The sequence below is a fragment of the Gelidibacter sp. genome, assembly GCF_035577925.1.
Lineage (GTDB): Bacteria > Bacteroidota > Bacteroidia > Flavobacteriales > Flavobacteriaceae > Gelidibacter.
On record NZ_DATJCY010000110.1, the window covers coordinates 1 to 3,706 of the forward strand.

The following is a 3,706-nucleotide window of genomic DNA, read 5'->3' on the forward strand; positions in this document are numbered from 1 at the left end:
AGGTTTGTACTTAGAAGTTGCAGCAGCGTCCAATAGCGCAACACCAAACAGCAGTGTCAACCTAAATATTGAAGCCATAAACCGCAGTTTACAGCACATTGAACTTGTAGACATTACACTTTCTGACGGCACAAAAATTGAAAAAAACTCCGATTTAAAATTCAATGAATCCCACCGTTTCAAATCGCAAATAAATATTCCTTCATCTGCAAGTTACTCCGCACCATATTGGTTAAACAACAAAGGTACGCTTGGCATGTACAAAGTAGATGACCAAAATTTAATTGGACTGCCCGAAGCACCAAAAACTATTACGGCAACTTTTAATGTGTTAATCAACGATGAAATAATTGCATATACCAAACCAATCATTTACAAAATGAACGATCCTGTTAAAGGTGAAGTTTATAAACCGTTTGAAATTGTTCCTGAAGCCACATCTAGCATTTCTGAATCGGTTATTATTTTTGCAGACGATCAGCAAAAGGATATTCAGGTTATTGTTAAGGCCAATCGCAATAATGTGGATGGTTTTGTACAATTGGAGTATCCTAGCGGTTGGACCATATATCCTGAAAAACAAAATTTTTCCATTCCTCATAAAGGTGCAGAACAGACACTAGCATTTACGGTTATTCCTCCAAAAAACCAGAATGAAGGTTTTATAGCTCCAAAAGTGCATATTGGCAATGCCATTTACACAAAAAAAACAGTCGAAATTAACTATGACCATATTCCGTTACAAACCATTTTACTGCCCAACGAAAGTAAAATTGTACGTTTAAACCTCAATAAAAAAGGTGAAAATATTGGCTATATTGAAGGTGCTGGCGATCTTGTCCCTGAAAGTTTAAGACAAATAGGCTATAATGTCGCCATCATTAAACCAGAAGATATCAATATGGAAACGCTAAAACGATTTGATGCCATTGTTATCGGGATCCGGGCTTATAATACGATAGATGCGCTTAAATTCAAACAAAAACAATTGTTTGAATATGTAGAACAAGGCGGTAATTTAATTGTTCAGTACAATACCAGCGGCGATATTATTGTTGACCAACTGGCACCCTATCCTTTACAATTGTCCCGAGATCGTGTGACCGATGAAAATGCTGAAGTCAAATTGTTAAACACCACCCACGAATTACTTAATTACCCAAATAAGATTACCCAAAAAGATTTTGATGGCTGGGTTCAAGAACGTGGACTTTATTTCCCAAATAAATGGTCTAAAGAGTTCATACCAATGCTATCCATGCATGATAAAGGCGAATCACCAAAAGAAGGTAGCTTATTAGTAGCCCAATATGGGAAAGGTTATTATATTTATACGGGACTAAGTTTTTTTAGGGAATTTCCTGAAGGTGTTGCTGGTGCTTTCCGCTTATTTGCCAACATGCTCTCTATTGGAAAAGAAACTCTAAAAACAGATTTAAGACTGAAAGATTAAGATATCCAATACCAGAATATTTTAAGTATTCCAACAAGAACACAAGATTTTAAGAAACAAATAGCTCCTTAACTAAAAACAGAAACTATGCAAAAAAGACCGCCTCAACAGCACTGGAAAAAATCATACACCTTTGTTTTATTAGCCAATGTCCTCTACATCATTTTGTTTTACGTGATCACGAAATCCTTCTAAGATGCATATATTAGATTGGGTTGTACTTATTGGCACACTTTTTTCAATTGTGGCTTACGGCACATGGAAAACCAGGGGCAGTAAAAATGTCGAGGATTATCTAAAAGGTGGCAATGAAGCCAAATGGTGGACCATTGGCCTAAGTGTCATGGCCACGCAAGCCAGCGCAATTACCTTTCTTTCTACGCCAGGGCAAGCATTTCATGACGGCATGGGATTTGTACAGTTTTACTTTGGATTACCGATAGCCATGATTATCATTTGCATGGTTTTTATTCCGTTGTATCATCGCCTTAAAGTTTATACGGCATACGAGTTTTTAGAAAATCGCTTTGACCTCAAAACGAGAAGTTTAACCGCCATTTTATTCTTGATCCAACGTGGATTGGCAGCCGGAATCACCATTTACGCACCAGCGATTATCCTGTCGGCGGTATTGGGTTGGGATTTAAACTTGCTCATTATCATTCTTGGTAGCTTAGTTATTATATATACCGTTTCGGGGGGGACAAAAGCAGTAAACATCACTCAAAAACAGCAAATGGCCGTTATTTTCACGGGCATGTTTATTGCGTTTTTTTTAATTGTCAGTTATCTTCCTGACAATATCACTTTTACCAAAGCCTTAGAAATTGCCGGTGCCAGTGGAAAAATGGATATTCTTGATTTTTCATTCGATTTCAATAATCGCTATACCTTTTGGAGTGGCATTATTGGAGGGACATTTTTGGCTCTTTCCTATTTTGGCACCGATCAAAGTCAGGTGCAACGCTATCTCTCCGGAAAATCAATAAAAGAGATGCAAATGGGTTTGATTTTCAACGGACTTTTAAAAGTTCCTATGCAGTTTTTCATTTTATTGGTTGGCGTGATGGTTTTTGTGTTTTATCAATTCAACAACTCACCTATCAATTTTAATCCTGCAGCTAAGGAAACAGTAATGAATTCTTCATATGCCGAAGAATATTCACAACTTCAAAACGAACAAAATCAAATATTTCTAAAAAAACAGGAATTGATAACGGCTTATGCAGTTAACAAAACAGATGCCTTAGCGCATCAAATCGCTCTGTTTAATGATGGCGATAGAGCCAATAGAAATGCCGCAAAACAACTGATTGCGAAAGCAAATGAAGAACAGGCACTCTCTGTTGAAACCAATGATAAAGATTATGTGTTCATTCACTTTATTTTAAACAATCTGCCCCGCGGTTTAATTGGTTTATTGCTCGCTGTTATTTTAAGTGCTGCGATGTCCAGTACGGCGAGCGAATTAAATGCGTTGGCATCTACCACAACCATGGATTTTTATAAACGCAATTTTGTAATTGATAGAGACGAACACCATTATTTGAAAGCCTCAAAATGGTTCACTTTAGGTTGGGGTGCCTTGGCCATTCTTTTTGCAACTTTTGCATATTTGGCAGAAAATTTAATTCAATTGGTCAATATTATCGGTTCCATTTTTTATGGAAATATTTTAGGGATTTTTATGTTGGCGTTTTTTTTCAAACATGTCAAAGGTCATGCTGTTTTTATTTCAGCACTCATAACACAAGCAATTATCTTGGGATTATATTTTTTGGATGAAAGGGAATTTATTAATCTTCCATATTTATGGCTGAATTTTGTGGGATGCTTTTTGGCTATTATTATAGCCATGCTTATTGATTTTAAGAAACTCTCTAGAAACAACCGATGGGTGCTGCTCATGCTAATCAGTATTTTGACTTATTTTAGCTATTTAATTTATAAAAATTCCCTCTAAATGAAAACCATAAAATGGGGCATTATCGGCCTTGGTAAAATAGCCAATAAATTTGCCCAGGATATTCAAGTCGTAGATAATTGTCAACTTTATGCCGTCGCCTCAAGACATCAAGAAAAGGCGAATTCATTTGCCAAACTTCACAATGCGACAAAAGCTTATGGCAACTACGAAGATTTGATAACAGATCCCAATATTGATGCCGTGTATATTGCAACGCCACATAGTTTTCATAAAGAGTATAGCATTTTATGCCTTAATCATAAAAAAGCCGTGTTGTGCGAAAAGCC

2 protein-coding genes and 1 pseudogene are annotated in these 3,706 nt (G+C 36.5%); all 3 read left to right on the forward strand.

The annotated features are described in order from the left end of the window. Positions 1-1,453 (forward strand): annotated as a pseudogene (locus tag VNJ50_RS03830) (LmbE family protein); the annotation flags it as partial. A 196-nt stretch (positions 1,454-1,649) separates the two neighbouring features. Next, positions 1,650-3,416 carry a sodium:solute symporter gene (locus tag VNJ50_RS03835; RefSeq protein ID WP_325579215.1) on the forward strand — a complete coding sequence of 589 codons (1,767 nt, stop codon included), beginning with the start codon at positions 1,650-1,652 and terminating at the stop codon, positions 3,414-3,416. Further along, positions 3,417-3,706: Gfo/Idh/MocA family oxidoreductase (locus VNJ50_RS03840; RefSeq protein WP_325579217.1), on the forward strand; the 290-nt coding region annotated here is incomplete at its 3' end.